The 3,354-nt window shown below is 56.3% G+C and carries 3 protein-coding genes; all 3 read right to left on the bottom strand.

From position 1 onward, the window contains the following. Nucleotides 1-492: 492 nt before the first annotated feature. Nucleotides 493-1,059, bottom strand: coding sequence for a hypothetical protein (locus tag QMC91_RS09830; RefSeq protein WP_214166295.1), 567 nt, complete (start codon nucleotides 1,057-1,059; stop codon nucleotides 493-495). After that, nucleotides 1,056-2,357 carry an HD domain-containing protein gene (locus QMC91_RS09825; RefSeq protein ID WP_214166294.1) on the bottom strand — a complete coding sequence of 434 codons (1,302 nt, stop codon included), beginning with the start codon at nucleotides 2,355-2,357 and terminating at the stop codon, nucleotides 1,056-1,058. The genes QMC91_RS09830 and QMC91_RS09825 overlap by 4 nt, the downstream gene beginning before the upstream one ends. Before the next feature lie 443 nt (nucleotides 2,358-2,800). Continuing rightward, on the bottom strand, nucleotides 2,801-3,046 hold the full coding sequence (locus tag QMC91_RS09820; RefSeq protein WP_300238062.1) for a hypothetical protein: 246 nt from the start codon (nucleotides 3,044-3,046) through the stop codon (nucleotides 2,801-2,803). Nucleotides 3,047-3,354: the final 308 nt, after the last annotated feature.

Below are 3,354 nucleotides of genomic sequence, written 5' to 3'. Positions count from 1 at the left end.
TCCCCTGCTTCTAGGATTGTAACATTCTGCACCGCTACGTTCAACCAGCGCGTATCTTTGTTGTTCAACCCGAAGATGTCGCAAGGGCGCTCGGCCCCTTTGGCTCATCGCGCCTCCATCAGGAGGTCAGAATCGGTGATGCTCCCCTCGATGAACGTCACCCGGGGATGATCGAGGAGGTGCTCGATGTTTCCCCGCCGGCCGGTGGCGAGGTTGTCGATGATGACGACGTCGTGATCGCGTGCTAACGTGTCTGCAAGGTTCGAGCCAGGCCGGCCCCGCCGGTGACGATGTAGCGCATGAAGAGATTATGGCGGTGGAGGTGTTTAGGGCTTTCTGAATGGGGCTGCAACTGCAGTCTTATTATATGCGCGGAACGCAGGTTTGATCGTTGTTGTGAGAATGTGCTTGCCGGTCCATGGACGTTGCAGATGCACGTGGAGTCCAAAGGGCAGGGCCCGCGGCACGGAGACGCACCTTCCGGCGAATGGATCAGGGCCCCTCCCCCGCGACCCTCCTGATCACCGGTTCCGCCTCCAGGAACATCTCGTCGACGAAACGAACCGCCTCTCTGGCCTCCTCGTACGGGATGTGGGGTTTTAACCTGACGATCTCCCGTGCCCTGGCGTCGCACCCGCCGTTTCGCATCGCTTTTGTTACGTACAGGGCCGTCGAGATCTTCTCCAGGTCTTTGACGCCCTTCTGCCCGAACTTCCGGGCGACAAAGGATACTGCGGGCCGGTACCTCTCCAGCGTCCGGGGCACGTTTGCCTTTAGTCTTTTGCCCTCTCTCGTCGTCTTCAGGGTGTTCCCGTACGGTTCGGGTCTGATCTCCCACTCGAGGAGCCCGTCGGCTCGCATCGATCCCAGCTCGTCCGAGAGGTCAAATGAGAAGGGGCCGTGCTTGTACAGAATGTACGGGAACTCCAGCGGTACCCCCATCATCTCTTCGAGGAAGTAAGCGGCTTTCTGGATATGCGTCTCGCCGCACCAGCTCCCGTGCTTTGTGAGTTTGTCTATGAGTTCGAACAGCAGCCCATCCCTCTGTATCTGTTTCATACTTCGTCCTCCCGTTCCAGTGCGGATTCGATAATACTTTCGCGATTTTCCTTTAGCCACTCCCTCCCGGCATCAAGGAACGTCGAGTGGATATACACCGTATCCGCCGCCACTTCAGGCACATGCTGAAGAGTGTCCGACATCGAGAGGGAAGAGGCGATCCTCCCGTCCAGTTCGAGAACCGGGAACATCACGCGCCCTGCAGACTTCTTCGGTCTGTCGTGGCGTACATTCTCCTCGCCGAACTCTTCACATGCGGCGATGTAGATTGCCTGTCCTGCCTCTCTGTTCTTCTGGACGTCGTTCGGGTTTCGCGTATACAACACCCGGTAGTGGTTTCTCATCACAATCCTCTGCGCGGCGTCATGTCCGGGAAGTCCGGGATCCCTGCTAGCTCTCCATATCGCGGACATCACCTCGTTGTCGGTGAGGTCCAGATGCTCTGTGACGTCGGCAGGGAAACGGCCTCCGTCAAGCCATGCACACAGGAATTCTTTCAAGTGTATATCATAGATGCGCCGGATGGGGTGAAAGTATAACTGGCTGAACATAAAGTACCGCGCAAGCAGGAGTGCTTCTGCCGACTGAAGCCCGCCGCCCTCCACTCCGAGAGCAGGCTCTGTCGACCCGTCTTCATAGGCCTTGGGAAGAACTCTGAGCGTCTCTATTAAGCGATAGTGATCGAACCGCCCGTACGCCACGCCGGTGTGATGTGAATCCCGGAGAAGATAGTCCATCCGATCGGCGCCGAAGGTATCTCCCGTGATGATCTCCGAGAGGATCGCCTCGGTGTTCGAAAAGATCTCCTTCGTGTAATGCTTCGGGCCCAGTGCGAGTTTAGCTACATCTTCTGTCTGAACCTTCAGTTTCCTCCAGAGTTTCTCCATCTCTTCGCTTTCGATGAGCCGGAGCGTCATTGTCTCATGATTGCAGCCCGGGGGGAACAGGTCCTCTGAGGCATGGGAGAAGGGTGCATGGCCGATGTCATGGACAAGAGCGGCCAGCCTCAGGACACGCTGGTAGTATGTCCTCTCATAGTCACCCTCGATATCCAGGGCATCGGTGCATCCGTTCTCCATGACGGAGTTGTAGATCCGGGTTGCCAGTTCCATGACGCCGAGTGAGTGTTCGAACCGCCTGTGGGTTGCGCCCGGATAGACCAGATTGGTCAGTGCAAGTTGGTGGATATGGCGAAGACGTTGGACCGGCGCAGAGTTCAGAACCAGCCTCTCACCTGAGTCCATATGGACAAACGCATAGATCGGATCCCTGATCTCGTGGTTATTCTTTGTCACCATCTCTCCTTCGCCTCAAGCGGCCTCCTCTTGTGCACAACCTGTTTTGTGGAATTCTTCCTCAATGCATGAGTGGCGATCAGGTTGTGATATACTTTCCGATGTACTTCAGGTGATCTGGCGGGTTCAAACGCGATACTTGGCAAATCTCTCCTGTATAATGACTATCCAAGGGTCTTGAGCGGTCATCTTGATCCGGCCCGTCTAATGCTGGATCAGGCAGATCGCTCTTCAGGACAGGTATCAGGTAGTTCGGCTGATGCAGCAGCTCCAAGAAAAACCGCAGATCAATCTTGAGGGGAAGGGGAAGCGGGTATGTCTATCGGGGATAAATCGAATGTGATTGTCCACATTCCCATCACATTTTCAAAACTGAAATGTGCGCAAATCGTGAAGTCATCATTTCATGGCATTCCTTCGATCATCCTTGCCCATGATCGCCCCCATCACCCACCCCCAAGCACCCGCACGATCACCGCCACCACCCCGCCGACGACCCCGCCGGCCCCGGCGCTGATCGTGGAAACCCGTTTTTCTTCTCCGGCCTTCTCCGCTCGCCAGCCCTCCAGCGCCCGGAGCCGGACCTCGAATTCTTCATCCTGCGCCTCCATTCTCTGCAGGGTTTTGCAGATCCACTTCACATCGCGGTTCGTCTCGTAGACGAGCTCCCGGGTGGTCTTTTCGTTGGTCATCCACGTAATCCTCCCGCGGGGCTATAAGATGCCGGGGACAAAAAGGCTGACCGTAACGGTTATATTTCAGAATTCGAGCCCAATTCGGGCTTCTCGATAAAGTCAGGCTGATACCCTCCCGGGTCTACCCTATAGTTGTCTGTCATATTCCCGGGAGCATGCAGGCACGGAAGACGCTTCGCGTCTTCCTATCAGGCACAACCAGAGGGTTGCGCCGTGCCACGGAAGATACGTCGCAATCTTCCCATCAGGCACAACCCCAAGAGTTGTGCCGTGAGGAGTTACCAACCATGGCAGACTTCGTTCAG

Origin of the sequence: Methanoculleus sp. (assembly GCF_030019085.1) — an archaeon.
GTDB lineage: Archaea > Halobacteriota > Methanomicrobia > Methanomicrobiales > Methanoculleaceae > Methanoculleus.
The sequence above is the reverse complement of the archived record's forward strand: the minus strand, read 5'-3'. Positions and strand labels throughout refer to the sequence as shown.